This window comes from Pseudomonas sp. GW821-FHT03C07 (assembly GCF_059420925.1).
Window position 1 is genome coordinate 397,851 of sequence record NZ_JBWKUQ010000002.1, and the last position, 25,268, is coordinate 423,118.

22 protein-coding genes are annotated in these 25,268 nt (G+C 61.8%); 4 read left to right on the top strand and 18 right to left on the bottom strand.

The genetic code is table 11. From position 1 onward, the window contains the following. Positions 1–4: 4 nt before the first annotated feature. Together AC07VG_RS05050 and AC07VG_RS05055 are read right to left on the bottom strand one after the other, a co-directional pair. Entirely contained in the window at positions 5–1,879 is a 1,875-nt protein-coding gene (locus AC07VG_RS05050) for a putative bifunctional diguanylate cyclase/phosphodiesterase (RefSeq protein WP_495000783.1), read from the bottom strand. After that, entirely contained in the window at positions 1,876–4,176 is a 2,301-nt protein-coding gene (locus AC07VG_RS05055; protein WP_495000784.1) for a GGDEF/EAL domain-containing response regulator, read from the bottom strand. The genes AC07VG_RS05050 and AC07VG_RS05055 overlap by 4 nt, the downstream gene beginning before the upstream one ends. A gap of 194 nt (positions 4,177–4,370) precedes the next feature. On the opposite strand from AC07VG_RS05055, the gene nosR reads away from it, so the two are divergent. Next, complete coding sequence (gene nosR, locus AC07VG_RS05060) at positions 4,371–5,726, top strand: response regulator c-di-GMP phosphodiesterase, NosR family (protein WP_495000785.1); 1,356 nt, start codon at positions 4,371–4,373, stop codon at positions 5,724–5,726. A gap of 196 nt (positions 5,727–5,922) precedes the next feature. Continuing rightward, positions 5,923–6,339, top strand: a complete 417-nt coding sequence (locus AC07VG_RS05065) for an NUDIX hydrolase (RefSeq protein WP_495004385.1) — start codon at positions 5,923–5,925, stop codon at positions 6,337–6,339. 31 nt (positions 6,340–6,370) lie between these two features. Here AC07VG_RS05065 and metR read toward each other — a convergent pair whose 3' ends face one another. Beyond that, positions 6,371–7,288 (bottom strand): transcriptional regulator MetR, encoded by a 918-nt coding sequence (gene metR / locus AC07VG_RS05070; RefSeq protein WP_495004386.1) that lies wholly within the window; start codon positions 7,286–7,288, stop codon positions 6,371–6,373. A 177-nt stretch (positions 7,289–7,465) separates the two neighbouring features. Between metR and AC07VG_RS05075 the strand changes: the two genes are divergently transcribed. Then, positions 7,466–8,458, top strand: a complete 993-nt coding sequence (locus AC07VG_RS05075; protein ID WP_495004387.1) for an alpha/beta fold hydrolase — start codon at positions 7,466–7,468, stop codon at positions 8,456–8,458. A 190-nt stretch (positions 8,459–8,648) separates the two neighbouring features. On the opposite strand, the gene AC07VG_RS05080 is transcribed toward AC07VG_RS05075, so the two are convergent. Genes AC07VG_RS05080 through AC07VG_RS05105 form a run of 6 tightly spaced genes read right to left on the bottom strand, consistent with a single transcriptional unit; the run spans position 8,649 to position 15,915 of the window. After that, positions 8,649–10,046: a sigma-54-dependent transcriptional regulator gene (locus AC07VG_RS05080; RefSeq protein ID WP_495004388.1), complete on the bottom strand. Its 1,398-nt coding sequence runs from the start codon at positions 10,044–10,046 to the stop codon at positions 8,649–8,651. Further along, positions 10,036–11,826: a sensor histidine kinase gene (locus AC07VG_RS05085; protein WP_495004389.1), complete on the bottom strand. Its 1,791-nt coding sequence runs from the start codon at positions 11,824–11,826 to the stop codon at positions 10,036–10,038. Before AC07VG_RS05085 ends, AC07VG_RS05080 begins: the two co-directional genes overlap by 11 nt. Beyond that, positions 11,826–12,950 (bottom strand): GNAT family N-acetyltransferase, encoded by a 1,125-nt coding sequence (locus AC07VG_RS05090; protein ID WP_495004390.1) that lies wholly within the window; start codon positions 12,948–12,950, stop codon positions 11,826–11,828. The genes AC07VG_RS05085 and AC07VG_RS05090 overlap by 1 nt, the downstream gene beginning before the upstream one ends. 10 nt (positions 12,951–12,960) lie before the next feature. After that, complete coding sequence (locus tag AC07VG_RS05095) at positions 12,961–13,827, bottom strand: alpha/beta hydrolase (RefSeq protein WP_495004391.1); 867 nt, start codon at positions 13,825–13,827, stop codon at positions 12,961–12,963. Further along, entirely contained in the window at positions 13,824–15,218 is a 1,395-nt protein-coding gene (locus AC07VG_RS05100) for an aspartate aminotransferase family protein (protein WP_100944507.1), read from the bottom strand. Before AC07VG_RS05100 ends, AC07VG_RS05095 begins: the two co-directional genes overlap by 4 nt. Then, positions 15,211–15,915: an HAD-IB family phosphatase gene (locus tag AC07VG_RS05105; RefSeq protein WP_100944506.1), complete on the bottom strand. Its 705-nt coding sequence runs from the start codon at positions 15,913–15,915 to the stop codon at positions 15,211–15,213. Before AC07VG_RS05105 ends, AC07VG_RS05100 begins: the two co-directional genes overlap by 8 nt. 227 nt (positions 15,916–16,142) lie before the next feature. Between AC07VG_RS05105 and AC07VG_RS05110 the strand changes: the two genes are divergently transcribed. Continuing rightward, positions 16,143–16,916: a MipA/OmpV family protein gene (locus tag AC07VG_RS05110; protein ID WP_495004392.1), complete on the top strand. Its 774-nt coding sequence runs from the start codon at positions 16,143–16,145 to the stop codon at positions 16,914–16,916. A gap of 166 nt (positions 16,917–17,082) precedes the next feature. Here the strand turns inward: AC07VG_RS05110 and AC07VG_RS05115 are convergent, their stop codons facing one another. The 9 genes from AC07VG_RS05115 to AC07VG_RS05155 all read right to left on the bottom strand — a co-directional run bounded on the left by AC07VG_RS05115 (position 17,083) and on the right by AC07VG_RS05155 (position 25,065). Further along, positions 17,083–17,484 (bottom strand): DMT family transporter, encoded by a 402-nt coding sequence (locus AC07VG_RS05115; protein ID WP_495004393.1) that lies wholly within the window; start codon positions 17,482–17,484, stop codon positions 17,083–17,085. 31 nt (positions 17,485–17,515) lie between these two features. Further along, positions 17,516–17,890 (bottom strand): EamA family transporter, encoded by a 375-nt coding sequence (locus tag AC07VG_RS05120; RefSeq protein WP_495004394.1) that lies wholly within the window; start codon positions 17,888–17,890, stop codon positions 17,516–17,518. A gap of 162 nt (positions 17,891–18,052) precedes the next feature. After that, on the bottom strand, positions 18,053–18,382 hold the full coding sequence (locus tag AC07VG_RS05125; protein WP_495020654.1) for a GlpM family protein: 330 nt from the start codon (positions 18,380–18,382) through the stop codon (positions 18,053–18,055). Positions 18,383–18,406: 24 nt separating this feature from the next. Continuing rightward, the gene (gene aauR, locus AC07VG_RS05130; protein WP_495004426.1) at positions 18,407–19,684 is read right to left on the bottom strand and encodes a two-component response regulator AauR; all 1,278 of its coding nucleotides are present in this window, start codon (positions 19,682–19,684) and stop codon (positions 18,407–18,409) included. A 44-nt stretch (positions 19,685–19,728) separates the two neighbouring features. Further along, a complete protein-coding gene (gene aauS, locus AC07VG_RS05135) occupies positions 19,729–21,630 on the bottom strand; it encodes a two-component sensor histidine kinase AauS (protein WP_495020605.1) in 1,902 nt (633 codons plus the stop codon). Positions 21,631–21,802: 172 nt separating this feature from the next. Beyond that, positions 21,803–22,537, bottom strand: a complete 735-nt coding sequence (locus AC07VG_RS05140; RefSeq protein ID WP_495004396.1) for an amino acid ABC transporter ATP-binding protein — start codon at positions 22,535–22,537, stop codon at positions 21,803–21,805. Next, positions 22,534–23,205 (bottom strand): amino acid ABC transporter permease, encoded by a 672-nt coding sequence (locus tag AC07VG_RS05145; RefSeq protein ID WP_495004397.1) that lies wholly within the window; start codon positions 23,203–23,205, stop codon positions 22,534–22,536. The genes AC07VG_RS05140 and AC07VG_RS05145 overlap by 4 nt, the downstream gene beginning before the upstream one ends. After that, positions 23,205–23,951, bottom strand: coding sequence for an amino acid ABC transporter permease (locus AC07VG_RS05150; RefSeq protein WP_495004398.1), 747 nt, complete (start codon positions 23,949–23,951; stop codon positions 23,205–23,207). The genes AC07VG_RS05145 and AC07VG_RS05150 overlap by 1 nt, the downstream gene beginning before the upstream one ends. Positions 23,952–24,150: 199 nt before the next feature. After that, a complete protein-coding gene (locus tag AC07VG_RS05155; RefSeq protein WP_495004399.1) occupies positions 24,151–25,065 on the bottom strand; it encodes a glutamate/aspartate ABC transporter substrate-binding protein in 915 nt (304 codons plus the stop codon). Positions 25,066–25,268 lie beyond the last annotated feature (203 nt).

Genomic DNA, 25,268 nt, shown 5'->3' on the forward strand with positions numbered 1-25,268 from the left:
GGGATCAGTCCTGTGCCGGTCGTTCGAAGCGCTTGTCCTGCAACAAGCGCAGGAAGGTCTCGGCCTCGACCGCCTTGCTGAAGTAGTAGCCCTGACCTTCCTCGCAGTTGTGAGCCTTGAGAAAGGTCAGCTGATCACGGGTTTCCACGCCTTCGGCGATGATGTTCAGGTTCAGGCTCTTGCCCAGGCTGATGATCGCGCTCACCAGCGCGGCATCGTTGCTGTCGCCATTGAGGTCACGCACGAACGACTGGTCGATCTTCAGCACATCGATGGGAAACCGTTGCAAGTAGCTGAGGCTCGAATAACCGGTGCCGAAGTCATCGATGGCCAGGCGGATACCCAGGGCCTTGATGGCTTTGAGGGTTTCAATGGTGTGGTCGACATTCTGCATCAGCACGCTTTCGGTGATTTCCAGTTCCAGCCGTGTCGGCTCCATGCCGGTTTCTTCCAGCACCTGGCGGATGCTATCGAGGAAGTCGCGCTGGCGGAAGTCCATTGCCGAGATGTTGAGCGACAGGATCAGCGGTGTGAGGGTCTGATCCTGCCAGGCCCGACCTTGCAGGCAGACTTGGCGCAGCACCCAATGGCTCATTTGAATGATCAGGCCACTGTCTTCGGCCACCGGGATGAACTCCGTGGGGTAGAGCAGGCCGCGTTCGGGATGCCGCCAGCGGATCAGTGCCTCGGCACCGACCACCGTGCCGGTCCTGAGGTCCAGCTTGGGTTGGTAATGCAGCACGAACTCGTCCCGCTCCAGGGCCAGGCGAATGCCGGACTCGATGGATTGCTGCTCGCGAGCCCGCAGGTTCAGGTCTTCGATGAAAAATCCGAAGTTGTTGGCGCCCTGTTCCTTGACGTTGCGCATGGCGCCTTCGGCTTTCTTGATCAGCACCAGCGGATCCTCGCCGTCGCCGGGGTAGAGGCTGATCCCCAGGCTCGCAGTGACCCGCAGGTCATGCCCGGCGGTCTCATGGGGGGTATTAATGGCGGCGAGGATTTTCTCGGCGGTGCCACGGGTCTGTTGCGGATGGCTGAACTCGGGCAGTACCAGAACGAATTCGTCGGAGCGGTAACGAAACACCGAGTCCGATTGGCGCAAGGCCGCCACCAGGCAGTCGGCCACATGCTTGAGCATTTCATCGCCCGCCGGATAGCCCAGGGCATTGTTGATGCGCTTGAAGCGATCCAGGCCGATGAACATCACGGCAACCTGTTCGTCGTGACGTTTGGCCAGGGCGATGGCCTGGCCCAGGCGGTCGCCAAGCAGGGTGCTGTTGGGCAGTTCGGTGAGCACATCGAATTGCAGCAGCCGGGACACCTGCAACAGTTCCTGGACGCGCTCCTCGATGGTCCGTTCCAGGCTGGCCATCCGCGAGGCGACATCCCGCGCCAGTTGCCACTTCCAGGTCAGGGCGCTGGCCATCTGGCGGATTTCCAGGGCGTCGAAGGGCTTTTTCAGGATCAGCATCTGGTCACCGAAGGCGATGCGTTCGTCCATGGATTCCCAGGAGTAATCCGAGTAGGCGGTGCACAGGGCGATTTGCAGCTCCGGGTCGACCGCCCATAGTTGTTCGATGGTTTCCAGGCCGTCCCAGCCCGGCGGCATGCGCATGTCGAGAAAGGCCATGGCATAGGGATTCTCGGCGGCCAGGGCCAACTTCACCAGCTCCAGTGCCTCCTGCCCCTGGTAGGCCGAGTCGATCTCGAAGCTCTGGCGCTGTGGGCGGGTGGTGCCGAACAGCAGGTGCTCGGTGGAGTCCAGGCTCAGTTCGTCCTCCAGCTCGGGGCCGAGGATCTTGCGAAAGTCCTGATGAATCGAGGCGGTGTCGTCGATGATCAGGATGCGCCGGTTGGCGGCGCTGGCTGCACTATTCATAGGCGGTTCTCTGGCGTGGACGTTGGGCTGGGCGCGATATGTCCGGCGTGCAGCAGTTCGCTGGCGCGCTGGCTGTCGACGGCCTTGCTGAAGTAATACCCCTGGGCCGTCATCGGCGAGCCGGTGGACATCAATGAATGGCGTTGCTCCTGGGTTTCCACGCCTTCGGCGATGATGCCGATGCCCACTTCCCGGGCAAAGTTGATGATCGCCCGCAGGGTGGTGGCGCTTTCCACGTCCTGGGTCGCGTGGTTGATCAGCGACTGGGCCAGCTTCAGGTGGTTGACGCGGTAGGTCTTGAGGTAGTCGAAGGACGAGTAGTCGGTACCGAAGTCGTCAATGGCGATCTTCACGCCGAGTTCGCGCAGCCTGGGCAATACGTCGTTCTGGGTCCATTTGGTCTGGGCCAGGGTCGCTTCGGTGACGTCGAACTGCAGGTCCGCGGGTGACAGCCCCCATTTGCCGGTGATCTCGAGCACATCACGAATCAGTTCGTTGCCACTTTTGAGCTGGGCCAGCGACAGGTTGATGGCGATCACCGGCGGTGCCATGTCGTCCGTGCGCCATTGCTGCATCTGCCGGCAGGCCTGTTCCAGCACCCAGCGGCCGAGGGCGACGATGGTGCCGGTCTTTTCCGCGGCGGGGATGAACTGATCGGCGCCAAGTATGCCGCGCTCGGGGTGGTTCCAGCGTACCAGGGCCTCCATGCCAAGGATCCTGCCGCTGCCCAGGTCGACTTCCGGCAGGTAATGCAGCTCCAGTTCGTTCTGTTCGATGGCCTTTTTCAGGTCCTGGGTAATGGCGACCCGGTCGATGACTTCCTGGTTGATTTCCTCGGAATGGAAGTGGTACTGGTTGCGCCCGCTGTCCTTGGAGCGGTACAGCGCCATGTCGGCCTGGACCAGCATGCTGTCGGCGCTTTCGCTGTCCAGGGCATAGGTGCTGATGCCGATGCTGACCGAAATCCGTACTTCATTACCTTCCAGTTGGTAAGGCTCCACCAGCGTTTTAAGGATCTTGCTGGCCAGGGCGCCGGATTGCGTCGGGTCGAGCATTTCAGTCTGCAACACGGCGAACTCATCGCCGCCCAGGCGCGCCACCACATCGCTTTCCCGGGTGCAGTCCTGGATGCGCCGGGAGACTTCCTGCAGCAGCAGGTCGCCCACCGGATGCCCGAGGGTGTCGTTGATACGCTTGAAGTGATCCAGGTCCAGGTAGAACACCGCGAACGGCGAGGCCCCGCGCCGGGCGGCGGCGAAGCTCTGGTGCAGGCGCTCGATCAGGGTCGAGCGGTTGGCCAGCCCGGTGAGTCCGTCGGTGCGGGCGAGCAGGGCGATTTTCTCTTCGGCGAGCTTGTGTTCGGTGATGTCGATGATGATGCCTTCGACTTCCAGCAGGCGCCCTTCCGGGTCGCGGACCGGTACGTAGCGATTTTCCACCCAGCGCCAGTGGCCGTCACCGGTGCGCAGGCGAAACTCGATCGAGGCGCCCTCGGCATCCTTGTCCAGGACCTTGGCCATGGCCGCGTCGACCTTGGCCTGATCGTCGGCGTGGATCAGCTCCGCGGCCCAGTCGGCGGAGCTCAGCAATTCCTCGGCCACGTGCCCGAACTTGGTGATGTTGTGAGAGATGTACATCAGCGGGAACGACGGCTCGCCGCGCAGGCGATAGAGCAGGGTCGGGCTGTTCTGCACGATGATGTTGGCGTCGGACAGCTCGCGGGTGCGTTCCTCGACGGCCTGTTCGAGCTGGTCCATTTTCAGCGCGGCGTCTTCGGTCATCTGCCATTTGACGGTCAGGGCGCTGGCCAGTTGGCGGATCTCGATGGCATCGAAGGGTTTTTTCAGGATCAACAGGCGGTCGCCCATCTCGACCCGTTCGTTCATTTCCTCAAGGGAGTAGTCGGAATAGGCGGTGCACAGGGCGACTTGCAGCTTGGGGTCGACCTGCCAGAGCCGCTCGAGGGTTTGCAGGCCGTCCCAGCCCGGAGGCATGCGCATGTCGATAAAGGCCATGGCGTAAGGCTGGCCTTGCAGCAGGGCCTGTTCGACCTTGGCCAGGCCCTCCTGGCCCTGGAACGCCGAATCGAGCTCGAACGGCTCCATTCGATGACTGATGCTGTCACCGAACAAAGCGTGTTCGGCGCTTTGCAAGTCATCTTCGAGGTCTTCAGGGCAGAGGATCTTGCGGAAGTCGGCGTGGATCGACGGCGTGTCGTCGATGATCAGGATACGGCGGTTGGCGCGGCTGGCCGGCAAGTCTCCGGTCACACTGAAAGCGAGATGTACCGAGCTCATGCGGAGTTCCTTTCCTGATAACCACGCTAGCTGTGGCGCGCTAGATTGCTTGCAGCATAGATCGGCTTGCGCTGATTTGCTGATAAACATAATGCCATTTGATGATCGAACATCTACCCTTAGCGGAAAAGACAGGGACTGTCGGCTGTTCCAAGGTCCCTAGATAGAAGCCACACGCAGACATGAGGTGCTCCATGGATGAATCCACAGTTGATGTCGTGATCAAACCCCGTGTCCTGCTGGTCGACGATGAAGAGTCGATCCTCAACAGTCTGCGCCGTTTGCTGCGCAGTCAGGGTTATGAACTGTTTCTGGCCACCAGCGGCGCCCGCGCCCTGGAAATCATGGCCGAGCAGACCATCGACCTGGTGATCAGCGATGCGCGCATGCCGAACATGGACGGTGCCAGCCTGCTGGCGCGGATTCATGAGCTGTATCCGGCCTGCCTGCGGATCCTGCTGACCGGTTACGCTGACCTGGACATGATTGCCAAGGCGATCAACGAGGGGCGGATCTACCGTTATCTCAGCAAACCCTGGAATGATGAAGAGCTGTTGATGACCATCACCCAGGGCCTGGCTTTTCAGCATTCCGAGCGTGAGCGCCAGCGCCTGCAGCTGTTGGTCCGGGAGCAGAACCGGCAATTGCAGTCGCTCAACTCGACCCTGGAAAAGCGCGTGATCGCGCGCACCAGCGAAGTCCAGCAGACCGCCGACATGCTTGACCTGGCCTATGAAGAACTCAAGCGCAGCTACGCCGTCACGGCCGAGGTGTTCTCGCGGATGGTCGAGTGGCGCCTGCCGAAGGACAAGCAGACCAACCGGGCGATCATTGATCTGGTCAAGGTCTACTGCAAGAGCCATGTCATGAATGAAGCCGCCAGTCGCGACCTGGCCATGGCCGCGGCCCTGCACAATATCGGCAAGATGAGTTGGACCGACAGCATGATGGGTGCGCCGGCCGACCTGCTGCACCACACCGATCGCGAGCGTTTTCGCGGTTATCCGAAACAGAGCGAGTCGCTGTTGATGACCCTGGAGCCGATGCAGGATGCCGCCCGGCTGATCCTGCATCACCAGGAGCGCTGGGATGGCACGGGGTTTCCCGACCACCTCAGGGGCGAGGCGATTCCCCTCGGGTCACGGGTGTTGAAGTTGGCGGTGGACTTTATCGAGTTGCAGCGCGGCCTGATTCTCGAGCGGCAGATGAACAGCGATGAGGCCCTGCTATTTATTCGCAAGTACGCTGGCAAGCTCTACGATCCGGATCTGGTCGAGGACTTCGTCAAGGTCTGCGCCGACTACCTGAGCGATGTGACTCTGGGCGACCCGTCGGTCAAGGTCCTGAGCACCCGCGAGCTGGTGGCCGGAATGATCCTGGCGCGTAATCTCAATGCCGACAACGGCATGCTGCTGCTCAACGCCGGCAAGCTGCTCAGTGCGCCGCTGGTGGAGAAGCTGATTGCTTTCGAATCCATGGAAGGTGCCAGGTACAGTGTGTTCGTCAAGATTCCGGAGGAAGTCTTGGCGTTGCTGGAGCAGACCGAGTAGCTCCCGCCTGCTGGAACTCGTCCTGTAGGAGCCAGCTTGCTGGCGATGGCGATCTCATAGTCGACATCGTTGTCGCCTGATAAACCGCCATCGCCAGCAAGCCGGCTCCTACAAGGTTCTGCGGCTTTCGCATGATTGCGCGATCAGCGCGGCCCATGTGATCCTGCGGCCTTTTGCCAAGGCCGCTGTGACCTCCATGACCTCCAAAATTATCCGAATTGCCGCCGCCCTGCTGATCGGTCCCGACGGCCGTACCCTGTTGGTGCGCAAACGCGGCACCCGGGCCTTCATGCAGCCAGGCGGCAAGATCGAAGCCGATGAGCAACCGGTGAATGCCCTGGCCCGCGAGCTTGAAGAAGAGTTGGGGCTGCTCATCGACACGGCCGCCGCCACCTATCTCGGTCAGTTCGCGGCCGCGGCGGCCAATGAGCCGGGTCACAAGGTGGTGGCCGAGCTGTTCCGGGTCCATACCGACGAACCGCTGGAGGCCGCTGCCGAGATCGAAGAGGTGGTCTGGATCGATCCCGCCGGCGACGGTGGCCTGTTCCTCGCGCCATTGACACGGGACCTGATCCTGCCGTTTTATCGTGCCTCGCTAATGACCACCGCCTGAGCCCCTTCGACCAGATGACGCTTGACGGGCTTCAACGCACCGCGCTGACCCCGTCAAGCGTGGAGAACGAGGTGTCCTTGGCGGTCAGCAGGAAGTCACGCATGTACGGTGCATCCAGCATGTCGGTGCGCACCGCCGCATACAACGTGGCGAACAGGCCTTTCTCGCCCAGCCGCTTGGCCTTGACGTAACCCCGTGAGCTGTATTCGTGCAGCGCCCAATGGGGCATGCCGCAGACGCCGCGACCGCTGGCCACCAGTTGCATCATCATCACGGTCAGTTCGGAGGTGCGTACCTGCGCCGGTTCGACGTCCGCGGGTTCGAGGAAACGGGTGAAGATATCCAGCCGGTCGCGCTCCACCGGGTAGGTGATCAGGGTTTCCTTGAGCAGGTCCTCGGGCACGATATAGGGCTTGTTGGCCAATGCATGCTGGTTGGCTACCGCGAGCATGGCCTCGTAGGTGAACAGCGGCACGTAGGTGATGCCCACCAGTTCCACCGGGTCGGAGGTCACCACCAGATCCAGATCGCCACGGGCCAGGGCCGGCAGCGGGGCGAAGGAAAAACCCGAGGCCAGGTCCAGCTCGACTTCCGGCCAGGCATCGCGGAACTGGTCGATGGTCGGCATCAGCCACTGGAAGCAGCTGTGGCATTCGATCGCCATGTGCAGGCGGCCGGCGGTGCCACCAGCCAGGCGCGCGATATCCCGCTCCGCCGCGCGCAGCAACGGCAGGCTGGCGTCCGCCAGTTGCAGCAGGCGCAGCCCGGCGCTGGTAAAGCGCACCGGCTTGGTCTTGCGCACGAACAACGGCATGCCCAGGCGCTCTTCCAGTTCCTTGAACTGGTGGGACAGGGCCGACTGGGTCAGGTGCAGGCGTTCGGCGGCTTCTACCAGGCTGTCGGCCTCGCGTAGCGCGTGAAGGGTTTTCAAGTGACGGATTTCCAGCACCGGGGCGCTCCATGAGAAAATTTTGTGAGTGGCGGGCAGGGTATGAGTTTGTCTCATGTTGCCTTGGCAGGGTGCCATTCGGCAATCTTCATCAAACTGTCACTGAACTGTGGCAGCGCCATTGAACAAATAACATCAAACTCGCGCCTCAATGGGGTTCTGCGTTTCGGTGTTTTCATGCGTGTAGTCATTTTCCTGGTCGCACTGCTGTTCGGCCTGCCGTCTTTTGCGGCGTCAAGATGCGATGTCAATGTTCCGACCCAACGGGTCGAACTGGAGAAGGTCAGCCTGGCCTACCAGAGTATCGGGCGTGCCTCGGATCCGGCCTTGCTGCTGGTCATGGGCCTGGGCGGGCAACTGATCCACTGGCCGGATGAAGTGGTGGTCGCGCTCTGTCAGCAGGGCTTCCGGGTGATTCGCTATGACAATCGCGATGTCGGCCTGTCCACCTGGCGCCAGGCGCCGACCAGCGCCAACCTGACCTTCGAAGTGCTGCGCTACAAGCTTGGCTTGCCGGTGGCGGCGCCTTATACCCTGACCGATATGGCCGGCGATGCCCTGGGCCTGATGGATGCATTGCAGGTCCAGCAGTTCCATGTGCTCGGCGCCAGCATGGGCGGCATGATTGCCCAGCACGTGGCGGCGATGGCGCCGGAGCGGGTCGAGAGCCTGACCCTGGTGATGAGCAGTTCCGGTGCCGAGGGCCTGCCGGCGCCGAACGCGGCGCTGGTGCAGTTGCTCTCGCGGCGCAGCGCGCCGAATCGCGAGGTGGCGATCGAGCAACAGGCCGACCTGCTGGCCGCCCTGGGCAGCCCTGAGGTACGTGATGACCGGCGCAAGCTGTTGCAGCAGGCGGCGGCGTCCTATGACCGGGCCTTCAATCCGGAAGGGGTGAAGCGTCAGATCATGGCGATTCTCGCCGAGCCGAGCCGGGTGCCTTTGCTCAATCAACTGCGGGTGCCGACCCTGGTGGTCCATGGCACCGCCGATCCGTTGTTGCCGGTGATGCACGGTGTGCACCTGGCGGCGCATATCCAGGGCAGCCAGTTGGTGTTGATCCCGGGGCTGGCCCATCGTTTCCAGGAGGCGTTCAAGGCGCCATTGCTGGCCGCGGTGTTGCCGTACCTGCGCCGACATCAGGGCGATGTCAGTCGCTGGGCGCAGCTCTGAGGGAACGCTGTACCTGTAGGAGCTGGCTTGCCAGCGATGAGGCCCTTGAGCCTTGCGGCGTTCATCCGGGCGCCATCGCCAGCAAGCCGGCTCCCACAATGTTGCGTATCACCCCAAAGTTTCGTGCTGCCATAACCCGACAAGCCAGCTCCTACAGGTGATGCGGTGTTTTCAAAATCGTTGTATGGGCTCAGCGGATGATCTTGTCGACGTGGATCGCCAGTTTCTTCAGGCGATACCAGAAGCTGCGCTCGGAAATCCCGATCAATTGCGCCGCCGCCGCCTGCACGCCATTACTTTCCTGCAGGGCCGCGAGGATATAGGCTTTCTCGACGTCCGCCAGGGCCGCGTCGAGGTCTTTCGGCAGGCCCGGGGCAACCCCCGGCAGCGCTGCGCCGCTGTTTGACGGCGGCGTCGACTCGAACAGATAAGCTGGCAGGTCGGTCTCTTCGATCATGTGCCCGGCCGCGACAATGGTCGCCCGTTCCACACAATTCTGCAGTTCACGGATATTCCCCGGCCACGGGTAGTTGAGCATCGCCTGCAAGGCTTGCGCGCTGAAACCGTCGATGCGTTTGCCGGCCGTGGCGCCCAGGGTATGGGCGAAATGCCGGGCCAGCGGGGCGATGTCCTCGACCCGGTCACGCAGGGCGGGCAGGGGAATCGGGAAGACGTTCAGGCGGTAATACAGGTCTTCGCGAAACGCCTTGTCAGCCACCGCTTGCAGCAGGTTCTTGTTGGTCGCGGCAATCACTCGCACGTCGACCTTGCGCTCGCGCGGGTCGCCCACCGGCTCGATGATCCGCTCCTGTAGTGCACGGAGGATCTTGGCTTGCAACGCCAGCGGCATATCGCCGATTTCATCGAGAAACAGCGTGCCCTTGTCGGCCTGCATAAAGCGCCCGACCCGGTCCGCGACGGCCCCGGTAAAAGCGCCCTTGCGATGACCGAACATCTCGCTTTCCAGCAAACCCTCGGGAATCGCCGCGCAGTTGACCGCGACAAACGGCATATCGGCGCGGTTGCCGTGTTTGTGGATGGCCCGGGCGACCATTTCCTTGCCGGTGCCGCTTTCGCCGGTCAGCAGGATCGTGGCGTTGCTCTCGCGCACCGAGTCCACGGCCTGCAGCACCCGGCGGAAGGTCGGGCTGTCGCCCACCAGGCTGTCGATCTGCTGGTGTTCGTCGAGTTCGGCGCGCAGGCGCGCGTTATCCCGCAGGATGTCGCGAAATTGCAGGGCCTTGTTGACGGTGATGTCCAGCTCGTCGATGTCGAACGGCTTGGCGATATAGTCGAAGGCGCCATTGCGCATCGATTGCACGGCATTCTTCACGGTGCTGTAGGCGGTCATCACAATGACCGGCAGCTGCGGGAAACGCAGCTTGACCTCGGCCAGTAACTGCGGCCCGTCCATGCCGGGCATGCGCCAGTCGCTGATGATCAGGTCGATTTCTTCCTGTTCCAGCACGGCCAGGGCCTCCAGACCATTGCCGGCGGTGAAGACGCGGATATCGTTCTGGCTCAGCGCCGAGCTCAGCAGGTCGCAGAGCTTGGGCTCGTCATCGACCACCAGAACGTTATGCGTCATTTTCTTCTTCCTCATCCTCGTGATCCAGGTCACCACCATGGGCCGGAATGTACAGGTTGAAGGTCGCGCCGGCATCTTTTTCGCTGAGGCACTCGATACGCCCGTCATGGTTTTCCATGATCGAATAGACCTTCGCCAGGCCCAGGCCGGTGCCCGAGGCCTTGGTGGTGACGAACGGTGTAAAAATACGCTCGATCATGTCCGGCTCGATACCCTGGCCGGTGTCGGAAACACTGATGATGGTGTATCGCGGGTCCTTGGCAATACCAATGGTCAGGCGCCCGCCCTTGGGCATGGCGTCGATGGCATTGAGGATCAGGTTCAGGCACGCCTGCTTCAACTGCCGCGAGTCGGCATACAGGGTGGCGCCGGGTGCCTGGTCGTCGATCTGCGCGTCGATATTGTGGATCGCCAGTTCCGGGGCGCAGAAGCCGAGGATTTCCTCGGCCAGCTCGCGGGCCGGGTAGAGCGCGCGAATCGGTGCGCTGGGCTTGGCGAAATCGAGGAATTCGGTGATCAGGTCGTTGATCCGCGAGACCTCGCTGATCACGTATTCCAGGTGGCGCTTGTCGGTGTCCAGCAGGTTGGCCCGGCGGTGCAGCAACTGCGTGGCGGTTTTGATGATGCCCAACGGGTTGCGGATTTCGTGGGCCAGGCCCATGGCGACCTCGCCCAGGGCGTGCAGGCGGTCGCGGCGGCGCAACTGGGCTTCGAGGTGATGCAGTTCGCCCAGGCGTTCGGTCATGTGGTTGAAGGTGTGGCTCAGTTCCGCCAGTTCGTCGCTGCCGGTCACCGGGATACGTTTGCTGTAGTCGCCGGAGATCACCGCGCTGACCCCTTCGGCCAAGCCGCGCAAGGGCAGGGTCAGGCGCCGCGAAACCAGCCAGCCGACGCTCAGCGACAGCACCGAACCGAGCATGAAGATCAGGATGAACAGGTTGCTCTGGTTGACCAGGCCGACCAGGCTGGTATGGCGCAGCAGGCCGCTGAAAATCACCCCCTGCAGGTCGCCGGTGTCGTTGAAGATCGGCCAGTACAACCCGCTGTAACGGGTGGTGAAAACTTCACTGGGCTGGCGGGTTTCACGCAGAGTGTCGGTGATGCTGTCGGGCACGTTGCTGGGGTGGTCTTCGAAGCGCTGGGTGGAGAAAATTTCGGAAAAGCCCTGGGGGTTGGCCAGGTACAGGCGCAGGTCCAGGGAGTGCACGTCGGCGACACTGTTGAGGAAACTGCTGTCCAGGTAGGTGGCGATGACCATCTGGTAGTCGACGCCGTCCTGGGTGGTGTCGAAGGTCGAGACCACCACTCCGGTGGTTGCGCCCGCGATCTGGATGGTCTGCAGCACGGCATTCGGCGCGGTGCTGATCTGCGAGACGATGTCGTCCGGCTGGGTGGTGAACACCACCTTGTGATCCTGGGTGCGCACCAGCGCCACCAGGTCAATGCCCATGGCGTCGGCGATGTCGGCGGTCAGCTTGTCATGCTTGGCGGCCCGGCGCGAGCTGGGCGGGCGGGTGTAGAGCAGGAACAACTGCGCGACACGGGCGTTGGAACGCTTGATCTCGCTGATTTCATCCTTGACCACCTTGGTCGACTCTTGCAGCCAGATGCGCACGTTGCTGTCGAAAATCTGCGACAGGGTGGTCGCCGCCAGCTCCGCGGCAATCATGGTCGGCACTACGCTGACCAGCCAGAACGCCAGCAGCAACTTGCGTTGTACGCTCCAGCGCGAGATCGAGAAGGGGCGTCGTTTACGGCGGCGTTCTGGCGTGTTGGTCATCAGGTTTCGCTTATCGCAGCAGACATGGCAGGGTCGAATCGATCCGGGCGAACCAACAATTTAACCCCTCTGAGGACATGGTTGATCAGCCAGTTGCGATGGTGGAAAAACATGTTGTTGCCCTGGAAGCTGCACCCCAGGCGAATCTTGCTGGCGTAACCGGCCTGCCCGGATTCGTAGACCGGGATCCGGTGGCGAATGCAGTACTCGACATTGGCCAGCCAGTTGCGGAAATAGAGATTGGGCTCGCGGCGTTGGTTCACCTCATGGCCGAAAAACTTGTCGATCAAGCGTTCGCCGTCGAACAGCACCAGGTTGAACGCCACCAGTCGTTCGCCAGCCCAGTACAGGACACAGGCCGCGCGCTCGTCCATGTGTTCGAGTACGTTGGTGAAGTAACCCGCCGGCAGCCGTTCGAATTGCAGTTCGCTACGGGCCAGCGTCGCCTGGTACAGGTCCATGATCCGTGGCAGCACATCGTCGATGTTGCGTCGCCATTCGATTCGTGGTCCCGACGCCCGCAGCTTGCGCCGCAGGTCCTTGCGGGTGGTTTTGTCCAGGGTGCCCAGGTAGGCGTCGATGGAACCGAATGGGATCGGCAGCAGCGCGTTGGGCAGGCTGGGCATGGCCTGGTAGCCGGCGGCCTTGCAGCCGCGGCGCCAGTCGTGGTCGTCGCTGGGCGCATCCTTGACGGCGATCAGGCGGATACCCAATTGCCGGGCGTCGTCGTGGGCCAGGGCCAGCAACTGTTCGAGCAGGGCCTGGCGCCGTGCCGGCGGCACATGGCTGGCCATCCCGGCCGTGCAGCGCTCCGCCACCGGTGAGCCGATGGCGTAGAGCGGAAATTCGAGCAATCCCGGCAAGAATCGATTGATCCAGCCGGTGATGCGTTTAACCAAACCCTGCACCGTGGTGTCGAGCTTGTAGGAAGTCAGGAAGGCGGGGGCGACCGCCAGCAAACGACCCTCTTCGAACAGCGCCAGGTAGCGCCATTCAAAGTCTTCGATGCCGGCTTTCTCCACTGCCAGGTAATACTCCCAATTCTCCAGGACGCCGACAAAGCAATCGTTCCAGGCGTTACGGTCGATAGCCTCGATGGTCGAGAAGGCTTGGGCGCTGATCACGGGTCTTTCCTTAGGCTTGTTGCCGCTGTGCTTCAGGCTCGCTCGAGGCGCCGCTCAAACGCTCGACATAGTCGGCGCTCAGCTCGATCACTTCCTTGTATTGCAGGTCGACGGTGATCATGTGATAGCAGTTATCGAGCATGACCTTGGTCACCGGGCCGCCCAGGTGACGCTCGACGTAGTCGGCGTTCCACGGGCTGGTGATGTCGTCCTCGATGGAGTGAATCACCAGGGCCGGGGTCTTGATCGATGGCATGCGGCGCATGACCACAGCGTTCATCCGGTGCAGTTCGCGCACGGTGATGCCTTCCATGGTCAACAGCCCGGCATCGCTGCTCTGGCCGGCTTTCATCTGGCGCTCGACGATGGCCCGCAGGCGTTCGTTCTTGATGCCATACGGCGGTTTTTCTTCGAAACGGCAGATGTGCACGCCGAACGGGATCTTCATCAGCAACGGCGTCAGGAACGCCAGCTTGTGAATGCTCCAGCCGTCGTAGCGCAGGGTCGTCGAATACATCAACAGCCCGGCGACCTGGCCCGGATGCTCGGAGGCCACGTACATGGACATCACCGCACCCATGGACAGGCCACCGACGAAAACCTGTTCGTGGCGTTGTTTCACCGCCACGAACGTCTTGCGTACCCCTTCATACCAGTCCAGCCAGCCGGTGGCTTGCAGGTCTTCGTTGCCGCCGCAGTGCCCGGCTAGGGTCGGCACGTAAACCGTGCAGTTGCCCTTCTTGGCCAGGCCCTGGGCCACCCGACGGAGTTCCGTCGGGGTGCCGGTCAGGCCGTGGATCAGCAAGATCCCGACCGGACCCGAGCCGAGTACGAAGCCAGCATCACCTTCGCCCAGATCGATAGGTGTCATGTTCACCGCTTCATGGCTCGGTTCAGCAGCTGCTCGAGCAGTTTCAGACCCAGGTCGATTTCCGGGTAGCTGATTTCCAGCGACGGCGCCAGGGTGATCACGTTCTTGTAGTAGCCGCCGACGTCGAGGATCAGGCCGAGTTTCTGGCCATCAACCACCATGTCGCCCTTCATGCCTTCCTCGACCATGTAGTCCAGGGTCGCCTTGTCCGGGGTGAAGCCGTCGGCGGTGCAGATTTCGCAGCGCAGGGCCAGGCCCAGGCCGTCGACGTCGCCGATGATCGGGAAACGTTTCTGCAGCTCTTGCAGGCCTTCGAGGAAGTACTTGCCCTTGGCCATGACCATCGCGCCGTAGTCGACTTCGCTGGTCATTTTGAACATTTCCAGGCCAACGGCCGTACCCAGTGGGTTCGAGGCGAAGGTGGAGTGGGTGGAGCCTGGTGGGAAGATCTTCGGGTTGATCAGTTCTTCACGGGCCCAGATGCCGCCCAGCGGGTTCAGACCGTTGGTCAGCGCCTTGCCGAAGACGATCACGTCCGGCTTGACGTCGAAGTGTTCGATCGACCACAGCTTGCCGGTGCGCCAGAAGCCCATCTGGATTTCGTCGACGACCATCAGGATGCCGTGCTGGTCGAGGACCTGCTTCAGCTCGCTGTAGAAGTTCATCGGCGGGATCACGTAGCCGCCGGTGCCCTGGATCGGCTCGACGTAGAACGCGGCGTATTCACTGGTACCGACTTTAGGGTCCCAGACACCGTTGTATTCGGTTTCGAACAGACGGGCGAACTGCTGCACGCAGTGGCTGCCGTATTCTTCCTTGGTCATGCCTTTCGGGCCGCGGAAGTGGTACGGGAACGGGATGAACTGTGCGCGCTCGCCGAAGTGGCCGTAGCGGCGACGGTAGCGGTAGCTCGAAGTGATCGAGGATGCGCCCAGGGTACGGCCGTGGTAGCCGCCTTCGAAGGCGAACATCAGGCTCTTGCCGTTGGTGGCGTTACGCACGACCTTCAGCGAGTCTTCGATGGACTGCGAACCGCCGACGTTGAAGTGTACGCGACCGTCGAGGCCGAACTTGTTCTTGGCGTCGACTGCGATCATTTCCGACAGTTCGATCTTGCCTTTGTGCAGGTACTGGCTGGCAATCTGCGGCAGGGTGTCGATCTGTTTCTTCAGGGCGTTGTTCAGACGTGGGTTGGCGTAGCCGAAGTTGACCGCCGAGTACCACATTTGCAGGTCGAGGTAGGCCTGGTCTTCGGTGTCCCAGACGTAGGAACCTTCGCAACGGCTGAAAATGCGCGGTGGTTCGATGTAGTGGACTGTATCGCCGTAGGAGCAATATTTGGCTTCTTTTTCCAGAAGCACCTGGTCTTCGGCTGTAGCGATACGAATATCAGACATGGTGGAAGAGTTCCTGTTGTTCAAGATCGATAGAGTAGTTGCCGGCGTTCGCCGCGATGTCGTTCGGCAGCAGGGCCAGCATGGCCGGCAGCTCGGCGAAGGAGTCGAAGCGCGCGTAAGGAATGTTGTTGCGTTCGCAATGCTCGGCCAGGCGGCCCTTGGCGAAGACGAAGTCGGCGGTGCCGGCCACGCACATGTCCGATTGACCGTCGCCGATCACCAGGATGCGCTTGCCCTTGGGCGCGGACTTGCATTTGCAGTTGCCGGAGGCGGCGCGGCAGGCGTCGCTGGAGTACGGGAAATCGATGCGCCAGCTGTTGTGGTCGACCTGGCGCAGGCGGTTGGCGAGAATCGGCAGCAAGGTCACGTAGTTGCGCGAGAGGATCCGCGCGATGCCTTGTTCGATGCCGTCGCTGACCACTTCGATGGAGGCGCCGAGGCCCATGACATGATCGACGAAGTCCGGGAAATCCGGGTCGATATCGATGGTGTCGAAGTACGCCAGCAAATCCGCTGGCGAAGCCTTGACCAGCGCCAGTTGGCGGCTGAGGCATTCGCGCGAACCGATATGACCGTCCAGCCACTCTTGCTCGATGCTTTCCCAGCTCGGGTCGGCGAAACGCTCAAGGATGTTGTCGATCGCGTCGGTGCGGGAGATGGTCCCATCGAAATCACACACGATATGCCAGTGCATCATCTACTTGTACCTGTTGAATAAGAGCGCACACTGCGCATTCCCTACGCAGAGCACGGAGTGTGCCAAGTGCTCAAATCCGGTATTCTCGTAGGGAATATCCCCTGCATGTATCCGACTACGTACACGGAGCTACAAAATTTGTAGCTTCCTACAAACAACATCAGTGCTTGCCTATAAAAAGTCGCGTTTATGATCGCGCCAGGCATGTATCGACAAGGACATTTTTCATGATTCGTCTGACCTCCTCATTGCTGCTGGCCGGCCTGTTTTCCCTGGGGGGCTGGAGTCATGCCGCCCTGGCTGACGAAGGTCCGACCGGACAGGTGGGGGCTGGGTTGGGTTATCAACCCTATGATCCGTCGGGTAGCCGGTATGAAGTGACGCCGCTGCCGTACGTGGATCTGGACTGGGGCAATTTCAGCCTCAGCGGCGACGATGGCCTGACCTGGGCGGCATTCAAGGCCAACGGTTTCAGTGTCGGGCCTTTTGCCAATTACATTCCCGGGCGCAACTCCAACGGTTCGTTGCGCGGCCTGCGCGATGTACCGGACATGGGGCTGGTAGGCGGTTACGTGGAATATGCGCCGGCCGACTTCTGGCGGCTGTTCGCCGAGCTCGGCAGTGCCGTCGGCGGCGCTGGCGGCCAGGGCGGCCTGTTGGGCCGGATGGGCGGTGAACTGGGGTATCCGTTGGGCATGGGGATTATCGGCCGCAGCAATTTCACCGCGCACTTTGCCGATGAACGCCAGGCCCAGACCTTCTTCGGGGTGAGTGCCCAGGAGGCGCAGGCTTCGGGGATCAGCCAGTACCATGCCGGCGGCGGCTTCCAGAACCTGACCCTGACCCAGAGCTTTGCTTTCCCGCTGGGCGGCAACTGGTCGCTGATGACCAGTGCCAGCTGGATTCACCTGGTGGGTTCGGCGGCGGACAGCAGCATCGTCAAGCAGAAGGGCGACAATGACCAGGGTCAGATCCAGACGGCGATCAGCTACAAGTTCTGAGGCCGGAATACGGACCTTGTGGGAGCCGGCTTGCTGGCGATGGCGATGTCATATTCACCGACGTCATCGCTGGCAAGCCAGCTCCCACAATAGTTCGCGGCGTGGCTCGGATTTGTAGGAGCCGGCTTGCTGGCGATAGCGGTGTCACGCTCGCCGCCATCGTCGGCTAGTTCTTCTCACCCTCGGCCAGCAGCGCAATCCCACCGATGATCACCGCCACACCGATCCAGTGCAGCAGGCTGATCTGCTCATTGAGCCCCAGCCAGGACGCCAGCAGCACCGCGACAAACACCAGCGAGCTCAGCGGAAACGCCAGCGACAGCGTGCTGCGTCGCAGAATCAGCATCCAGACGAAAAACGCCCCGATATAACAGGCTACCGCTACCCAGACACCGGGGTTGAGCAGCACCGCTTGCAGCCATTGCAGGCTGAAATCGCTCTGCCCCAACAGATCGCCACCGATTTTGGAAGCGATCTGTCCGCCGCTTTCGCAAGCGATCAGCAAGGCCCAGAGCACAATGGTGCCAAAACGCCCATGCAGCCAATCAATGTGTTTTGCACCGCTCATCAACACTTTCCTTCGAACATGAATGGAGCCCTCAAGCGCCGGAAATGGCCACCAGCATCACGCCGGCGGTGATCACCAGCGTGCCGAGCCAGCGACGGCGGCTGACGGTTTCGCCCAGCACCACCTTGCCCGCCAGCACTACACCGCAATACGCCAGCGCGCCGATGGGGAATACCAGGCTCAGCGGTGCCCGCGACAGGGCTTCGATCCAGACAAAGAACTCGATGGCATAGGAACCGATCCCGCACCACAACAGTGGGGCGTTGAAGACCTGACCCCAGAAGGCTTTCAGTCGGAAGCCGCCGTCCAGCTCTGGCAGACGGTCGAGGCCCATCTTGAAACAGAGCTGGCCGACCACGTCCAGGACCACGGAAAAAAGCACCAGAAAAATAACGCCAAGGGACACGGAAACAGCTCCTAGAACAACATAATCAACACTTGATGGCGGGGCGAGGATTGCACGGCCGCCCGGTTTCGCTTCGGTGTTGGTAAAAAAACACACAGCGTAAGGGCTTTGCCGGCAAATGCAAAGGACGGGCCAGTACAAATCGACGCGGGTGCCCGGGACTCAAGTGTGAAAACGCAGCCAGAGGCTGACCAGCACGCTGGCCGCCAGCAACCAGGCGAGTACCGCCAGCGCCAGCGACACCTCCAGGCGCAGCCGGTCTACCAGCACATACAGGGTCGCCAGGTAGATGAAATAGGGGATGATCGACCACATGCCGAACAGGATCGTGGTCTTCAGGTCATCGATTGAGCGCGTCTTGCCGACGATGTAGTGAGCGATCAGGGCAAAGGTCGGGAACAGCGGCACCAGCCCGGCAATGTAGTAATTGCGGGTTTTCGACAGCGCGGCCAGCAACACCACCATCGCCGCGCCGAGCGCGGCTTTCAACAGTAAATCCATCGTCAATACTCGCGGTCAGTGGCTCAAGCCGTACTTCTTGACCTTGTCGAACAAGGTGGTCTTGGCCAGGCCCAGTTCGTGGCTGGCCTGGCTCAGATTGCCGCCGCTGCGTTGCAGGGCATCGTTGAGCAGGTTGCGCTCGAAAGCTTCCACCGCTTCGGCAAAGCCCAGCCCGCCGCTGCTTTGCGCGCCGGCTTTCTTGAAGGGCGGCAGGCCCAGGGCGAAACGCTCGGCGACGTTGCGCAGTTCGCGGACATTGCCCGGCCAGTCGTGGCTCATGAGGCTGGACAAGGTCTGGTTGTCCAGCTCCGGCACGATACGGTCGAAACGCAGGGAAGACTGCTGGAGGAAATGTTCGAACAATTGCAGGATGTCCTCGCGCCGCTCGCGCAGGGGCGGCAGTTCCAGGGTCACCACGTTCAGCCGGTAATACAGGTCGCTGCGAAACTCTCCGGCGCGGCCGAGTTCGTCGAGGTCGGACTTGGTGGCGGCGATGACTCGGCAATCGACGGCCACGCTCTGGTTCGAGCCCAGGCGTTCCAGGGTGCGCTCCTGCAAGACCCGCAGCAGTTTGATCTGCATGGCAATCGGCATGCTTTCCACTTCGTCGAGGAACAGCGTGCCGCCATGGGCGTGCTCGATCTTGCCGATACGCCGTTTGCCGGCGCCGGTGAACGCGTTGGCCTCATGGCCGAAGATTTCGCTCTCGAACAGATTCTCCGGCAGCCCACCGCAGTTGAGCGCGACGAACTGTTGCGACTGGCGCCGGCTGAAGTCATGCAGGCAGCGGGCAACCAGTTCCTTGCCGGTGCCGGTCTCGCCTTCGATCAGTACGTTGGCCGAGGTGTCGGCGACATTGGCAATCAATTCCCGCAGGTTCTGCATGGCCGGCGAGCGCCCGATGATCCGTCCCTCCAGCGAGTCGCGCTCGGCCAGTTGCCGCCGTAACGACCAGACTTCCCGGGCCAGCCCGCGTTGTTCCAGGGCACGGCGGGCGACGTCCACCAGGCGTTCCGGGGAAAAGGGTTTCTCCATGAAGTCATAGGCGCCGTTGCGCATGGCACCGACAGCCATGGAGATATCGCCGTGGCCGGTGATCAGCACCACCGGCAGGCTGCGGTCGCGGGCCTTGAGCCGGGTCAGCAGCTCCAGACCATCGATGCCCGGCAGGCGGATATCGCTGATGACGATGCCGGGGAAGTTGTCGCCGATCCGGGCCAGGGCTTCCTCGGCACTGCCGACGCCTTCGCAGGGGATATCTTCCAGGGACAGCGCCTGCTGGCAACCGAGCAAGACATGCGGGTCGTCCTCGACAATCAGGACAGTGAGGTCGTTGTTCATATCGGCTCGGCCTTGGCAGGGGGGACCCGCGGTAAAGTGAGAACGAAGGCGGTGCCGCCCGTGGCTGGGTGTTCGACCCCGAGGTGGCCACTGGCCGCCGCCGCCAGGCTGGCGGAGAGGGTCAGGCCGAGGCCGAGGCCCTGTTCTCCCGGCTTGGTGGTGAAGAAAGGTTCGAACAGGTGCTTGCGCGCCTCAGGCTCGATGCCGTGACCGTTGTCGCGCACCAGCAGGCGGTATTTGCCTTCGACGAAGTCGCCTTCCAGCCACAGTTCCGGCAGCGCTTGCGCCTGCATGGCGTCGAGGGCGTTGCCGATCAGGTTGACCAGGATCTGTTCCAGGCGGGTCTGGTCGATGGCCAGTTGCACGTCGTCGAAGTCGCGATGGACTTCCAGGCGCAGGGTTTCGATCCGGCTGCCGAGAACCTGCAAGGCAGCGTCGATGGCCTTGGCCAGGCTCGACTCGCCCTTGTCGTCGCCGCGTCGGGCAAAGGCGCGCAGGCTGGCGGTGATCCGGCCCATGCGGTCGATCAGGTCGTTGATGGTGCGCAGGTTGGTGCTGGCGGTGTCGAGTTCACCGCGTTCGAGGAAACGCACGGTGTTGCCGGACAGGGTACGCAGCGCCGCCAGCGGCTGGTTGAGTTCATGGGCGATGCTGGTGGACATCTGGCCGATGGCGGCCAGCTTGCCGGCCTGGACCAGTTCGTCCTGGGCGCGGCGCAGGGTTTCCTCGGCCTGGCGTCGTTCGCGGATCTGGTCCTTGAGCCGGTCGTTGCTGGCGCGCAGGTCAACGGTACGTTCGGCGATCCGCCGTTCCAGCTGACTGTTGGCTTCCTCCAGGGCCTCGCGGGCGGCCAGGCGGGTGGCGATAACCTTGCGCCGTTCGTTCCAGGCGATCAGCAGGAAGGCCACCAGGGCGAAGGCCACGGCCACCAGGATGCCCTGGTTGGCGGCTTCGCGCCGCAGGTCCTGCAGGGGCGTGAGCAGGGTGAAGTGCCAGGGTGTGTCGTTCAGACGGCGGGTTTGGGCCAGGTAGCTGACGCTGTCGCCGTCCTTGGCCAGTTCGGTGTTGGCTGGGAAGGTCAGGGTTTCCACGCCCTCGGCCAGGCGTTCGCGGGCCAGGGGTTGCAGCTCGTTCAGCGGCCACCAGTAATATTGCAGGCTGCGGGCCAGGCGCTCCTTGATCTCCGGGGTCAGCGGGCGCACGGACTTGAGGCGCCGGGCCGGGTCGCTGGAGAGGATGATGATGCCGTTCTCGTCACTGACGAAGGCTTCCAGGCGGGCCCGTTGCCAGCGTTCTTCAAGGGCTTCGAGGCGCACCTTGATCACCGCCACGCCGATGATCTTGCCTTGTTCTTCGAGGCCGTGGGCCAGGTAATAACCGGGTTCGCCGCTGGTGCTGCCGATTCCGTAGAAACGTCCCGGCAGACCGCGCACGGCGTCCTGGAAGTAGGCGCGAAAGGACAGGTCTTCGCCCAGGTAACTGTCGGCGTCGCGCCAGTTGCTGGTGGCCAGTACCCGGCCGGTGGTGTCCAGCACATAGATGGCCCGACTGCGGCTGCGCCGGTTCAGGCCTTCGAGGTAGTCGTTGACGGCTTGGCGGTGTTCGGCGTCGGGTTCCCTGAGCAGGGCCGAGACACTGGATTCAAGCTCCAGCAGGCTGGGCAGGTAGGTGTACTTGCTGATCTCGCTTTCGACGGTGCGGGCGTGCAACTCCAGCTGGCGTTCACCGTTTTCGCTGAGGGTGCGGATGCCATAGTGTTCGCTGATGCGATAGCCGGCATAACCCAGGCCGATCATCAGCAGGATGATCAGCGGTGGCAGGAACAGTTGGCGAATCTGGCGGGGTTTCACGGCAAGTGATGGCGGCGTTGCGCGATAGAGGTTGGGGTCGCATTTCATCACGTTTGCCTTGGGTCAACCAGACCGCGTGTCTGCACGGCCATCACCTGAACCCTGTAGGAGCGAGCTTGCTCGCGATGGTGGAGCAGGCGCCATGGGGCATCAGGTACCCCGTGTTATCGTTGACGTCCATCGCGAGCAAGCTCGACTCCTACAGGGGGAGCCTGGGGTTTTAGTGTTGCAGGATCTTCTCGAGGAAATGCTGCGCACGGTCCGAACGGGCACTGATGTCGCCGAAGAACTCATCCTTGTTGCAGTCTTCGATGATCTTGCCCTGGTCCATGAAGATCACGCGGCTGGCGACCTTGCGCGCAAAACCCATTTCGTGGGTCACGCACATCATGGTCATGCCTTCCTGGGCCAGTTGCACCATCACGTCGAGCACTTCGTTGACCATTTCCGGGTCGAGCGCCGAGGTCGGTTCGTCGAACAGCATCACCACCGGGTCCATCGCCAGGGCGCGGGCAATCGCCACACGCTGTTGCTGGCCGCCGGAGAGTTGCCCCGGGTGCTTGTGAGCGTGGGCCGAGAGCCCGACGCGATCAAGCAGTTGCAGGCCTTTCTTGGTCGCTTCTTCCTTGCTGCGGCCGAGGACCTTGATCTGCGCGATGGTCAGGTTTTCGGTAATGGTCAGGTGCGGGAACAACTCGAAATGCTGGAACACCATGCCGACCCGCGAACGCAGTTTCGGCAGGTTGGTCTTCGGGTCGGCGATGGAGGTGCCATCGACCACGATGTCGCCTTTCTGGAAGGGTTCCAGGGCGTTCACGCATTTGATCAGGGTGGACTTGCCCGAGCCCGAAGGACCGCAGACCACCACTACTTCGCCCTTGCTGACCTCGGTGCTGCAATCGGTCAGCACCTGGAAGTCGCCATACCACTTGTTGATGTTCTTGATAGAGATCATACGGCAAACCTTTTTTGCAGACGCTTGACCAGCAGCGAGGCGGCAAAGCTGATTGTGAAGTAGACGAGACCGGCGAAGATCAGGAATTCGTTGGAGCGGCCGATGATGTCGCCGCTGGAGCGCGAGGCGTTGAGGAAGTCCACCAGGCCCACGGTGTAGACCAGCGAAGTGTCCTGGAACAGGATGATGCTCTGCTGCAACAGCAGCGGGGTCATCTTGCGGAATGCCTGGGGCAGGATGATCAGGCGCATGGTCTGGCCATAGCTCATGCCCAGGGCCTGGGCGGCGCCCATCTGGCCCTTGGCGATCGACTGCACGCCGGCACGGACGATTTCGCAGAAGTACGCCGCTTCGAACATCATGAATGCCACGATGCAGGAAGTGAACGCACCGATCGGCGTGTCAACGCCTGTGATCCAGCGCAGGACGAACGGCACCGCCAGGTAGAACCAGGTGATCACCAGCAGCAGCGGGATCGAGCGGAAGTAGTTGACGTAGGCGCCGGCGATATTGGCCAGCAGCTTGTTCGAAGACAAGCGCATCAACGCCAGCAGCGTACCGATGACCAGGCCGCCGACGACGCCCAGCACCATCAGTTGCAGGGTCATCAACATGCCGTTCCAGAGGCCCGGAATGGCCGGGACGATACCACTGAAATCGAAGTCCATTATTTACCCCCCACGGAGATCAGGCCGGGCACCGCGACTTTTTTCTCCACCTGGCGCATCAGCAGCATCAGGCTCATGTTCAGGGTGAAGTAGATCAGCGTCGCCAGGGTGAAGGCTTCGAACAGGTTGGCGGAGAACTCGGCGGTCTGCTTGGTCTGCGCGAGCAGTTCCATCAGGCCGATCAGCGAGGCCACGGAGGAGTTCTTGAAGACGTTGAGGAATTCCGAGGTGAGCGGCGGAATGATGATCCGGTAGGCTTGCGGCAGCAGCACGTTCCAGTAGATCTGCGGCAGTTTGAAACCCATGGCGCGGGCCGCCGATTCCTGGCCGCGGGGCAGCGCCTGAATCCCGGTGCGCACTTGCTCGCAGACCCGGGCGGCGGTGAACAGGCCCAGGCAGACCACGACGCTCAGATAGGCCGAGGTGGTTGGATGCAGGTCCTGCTTGTACCAGTCCTGCAGGTGTTGCGGCAGCAGGTCGGGTACCAGGAAGTACCAGATGAACAGCTGCACCAGCAGTGGCACGTTGCGGAAGATTTCCACGTAGACCGTGGCAATACCTGCCACTACGCGGTTCGGTACGGTGCGCATCACGCCCAGCAGCGAGCCGAGGATCAGTGCAACGATCCAGGCCACCACGGCGATGGCGATGGTCCAGCCCAAGCCGGAGATGAACCAGTCGAGATAGGTCTCGCTGCCCACGCCGGTGGACTTGAAGAACACGCCCCAGTCCCAGTTGTAATTCATTCGGGTCTCCCCTCGGATCAATCAGTGGTCACGCACGTGCTTCCCGGGACTCCGCCCCGCCTGACGTGCTCCGTCAGGCACACGCGCACCGCTCGCGGTCCGAGTGTCTTTCCCATCTCAATAGAGGAAGCCAGTACAGCAGGTGTCAAGCAACTCCCGGGGGGGCGTTCGCGCCAACGGGAGTCGGATCAAGGGTGAATCAGATCTTTTTGTCCGGTGCTGGCTTGTCGTTCGGATTGGCCAGCAGCGCCTTGAGCTCGTCGCTCATCGGGAAGTTCAGGTTCAGGCCCTTTGGCGGGATCGGCTGAGTGAACCACTTGGCGTAGATCTTGTTGATCTCGCCGGATTTGTAGATCCCGACAATGGCGTCATCCACGGCTTTCTTGAACGCCGGGTCGTCCTTGCGGACCATGCAGCCATAGATTTCGTAGGATTGCGCGGTACCGGTCACGGCCCAGTCATCGGGCTTCTTGGCCTTGGCCATTTCCCCGGCGAGCAGTGCGTCGTCCATCATGAAGGCCACGGCGCGGCCGCTTTCGAGCATGTTGAAGGCTTCGCCATGGTCTTTGGCGGAGATGACGTTCATGCCCATCTGCTTGTCGGCGTTCATCGCCTTGATGATGCGCTCGGAGGTGGTGCCGGCGGTGGTCACGACGTTCTTGCCCTTGAGGTCGGCGAAGTCCTTGTAGGTGGAGTCCTTCTTCGTCAGCAGACGGGTGCCGATTTCGAAGATACCGACCGAGAAGTCGACTTGCTGGCCGCGTTCGGCGTTGTTGGTGGTGGAACCACACTCGACGTCGACGGTGCCGTTCTGCACCAGCGGGATACGGGTCTGGGAAGTGACCAGGTTGTACTTGACCTTGAGTTCCGGCAGGCCGAGGTCTTTCTTGATGCCGTCGACGATAGCCAACTGGATGTCGTGGGAGTAGCCCACTGGCTTGCCGGATGCATCCGCGATGTAGGAGAACGGAATAGAGCTGTCGCGATGCCCGAGGGTGATGGTGCCGGATTCTTTGATCTTCTTCAGGGTGCCGGTCAGTTCAGCGGCGAAAACTGGAGTACTGATCAGAGCAACAGCGATAGCTGCGCCCAGAAGCTGGGGAACGATGCGCATCAGATGATTTCCTCGAGATTGTTTTTCTTATGGAGCCGGTCAGCCGACTCTCGGGTACTTCGAATCGCTCATATGACCCAAGGGATGGCCTGAGTATTCGGTACAGAGTGTAGAGCACGACTCATGCCAGGCTCGGAGGGGTGGATTTAGCCTTTGATTTTAAAGGGGTTTTTGTTTATTTCGAGAGAATTCTGAGCGTCTGG

Coding starts and splice junctions, on each gene's coding strand:
- AC07VG_RS05050 (WP_495000783.1), bottom strand. CDS start 1,879: ATGAATAGTGCAGCCAGCGCCGCCAACCGGCGCATCCTGATCATCGAC.
- AC07VG_RS05055 (WP_495000784.1), bottom strand. CDS start 4,176: ATGAGCTCGGTACATCTCGCTTTCAGTGTGACCGGAGACTTGCCGGCC.
- nosR (WP_495000785.1), top strand. CDS start 4,371: ATGGATGAATCCACAGTTGATGTCGTGATCAAACCCCGTGTCCTGCTG.
- AC07VG_RS05065 (WP_495004385.1), top strand. CDS start 5,923: ATGACCTCCAAAATTATCCGAATTGCCGCCGCCCTGCTGATCGGTCCC.
- AC07VG_RS05075 (WP_495004387.1), top strand. CDS start 7,466: ATGCGTGTAGTCATTTTCCTGGTCGCACTGCTGTTCGGCCTGCCGTCT.
- AC07VG_RS05080 (WP_495004388.1), bottom strand. CDS start 10,046: ATGACGCATAACGTTCTGGTGGTCGATGACGAGCCCAAGCTCTGCGAC.
- AC07VG_RS05085 (WP_495004389.1), bottom strand. CDS start 11,826: ATGACCAACACGCCAGAACGCCGCCGTAAACGACGCCCCTTCTCGATC.
- AC07VG_RS05100 (WP_100944507.1), bottom strand. CDS start 15,218: ATGTCTGATATTCGTATCGCTACAGCCGAAGACCAGGTGCTTCTGGAA.
- AC07VG_RS05105 (WP_100944506.1), bottom strand. CDS start 15,915: ATGATGCACTGGCATATCGTGTGTGATTTCGATGGGACCATCTCCCGC.
- AC07VG_RS05110 (WP_495004392.1), top strand. CDS start 16,143: ATGATTCGTCTGACCTCCTCATTGCTGCTGGCCGGCCTGTTTTCCCTG.
- AC07VG_RS05115 (WP_495004393.1), bottom strand. CDS start 17,484: ATGAGCGGTGCAAAACACATTGATTGGCTGCATGGGCGTTTTGGCACC.
- aauS (WP_495020605.1), bottom strand. CDS start 21,630: ATGAAATGCGACCCCAACCTCTATCGCGCAACGCCGCCATCACTTGCC.
- AC07VG_RS05140 (WP_495004396.1), bottom strand. CDS start 22,537: ATGATCTCTATCAAGAACATCAACAAGTGGTATGGCGACTTCCAGGTG.
- AC07VG_RS05145 (WP_495004397.1), bottom strand. CDS start 23,205: ATGGACTTCGATTTCAGTGGTATCGTCCCGGCCATTCCGGGCCTCTGG.
- AC07VG_RS05150 (WP_495004398.1), bottom strand. CDS start 23,951: ATGAATTACAACTGGGACTGGGGCGTGTTCTTCAAGTCCACCGGCGTG.
- AC07VG_RS05155 (WP_495004399.1), bottom strand. CDS start 25,065: ATGCGCATCGTTCCCCAGCTTCTGGGCGCAGCTATCGCTGTTGCTCTG.